This window comes from Treponema sp. R6D11 (genome assembly GCF_054786075.1).
Genome location: NZ_BDHD01000791.1, coordinates 1 through 522 on the forward strand (window position 1 = coordinate 1; position 522 = coordinate 522).

The following is a 522-nucleotide window of genomic DNA, read 5'->3' on the forward strand; positions in this document are numbered from 1 at the left end:
CTCCCGAAACAAGCGAAACTACGGAAGAAGTTACCGAAGAAAGCGCCGTTTCCGAAGAAAGTGCAGTTCCCGAAGACAGCGCAGTTCCCGATGGAAGCGATCTTGCAATGGACGACTTTGATATGTCCGCTCTTGACGACGCCGTCGCGGGCGGGATCGACGACTCCGCAGCAAGCGAAACTACGGAAGAAGTTACCGCAGAAAGCGACGTTCCCGCAGAAACCGATGGTGCGGAAGATATTTCCATTTCCGACGACTTAGTCTCATCGGGAGATGATCTTGCGTGAGACGATTTAGATATGCCCGCCATTGACGTAGCGGCAAGCGACGTTCCTGAAGAAAGCGCCGCCGCCGAAGAAAGCGCCGAAGATATTTCCATTTCCGACGACCTAATCTCACCAGAAGACTACGCTTCGATAGAAAAAGAAGCGTCCGCAGAAAGCGATGTTCCGGCAGAAGAAGCCGCTCCCGAAGAAAGCGCAGCTTCCGATGGAAGCGATCTTGCAATGGAAGATTTTGATA

At 52.7% G+C, this 522-nt stretch carries 2 protein-coding genes; both read left to right on the plus strand.

All coding sequences use genetic code 11. The features are described 5' to 3' along the window. A partial coding sequence (locus ACYVTD_RS16125) for a hypothetical protein (protein ID WP_461248696.1) occupies positions 1-287 on the plus strand: 287 nt, incomplete at its 5' end. 12 nt (positions 288-299) lie between these two features. Then, positions 300-522: hypothetical protein (locus ACYVTD_RS16130; RefSeq protein WP_461248697.1), on the plus strand; the 223-nt coding region annotated here is incomplete at its 3' end.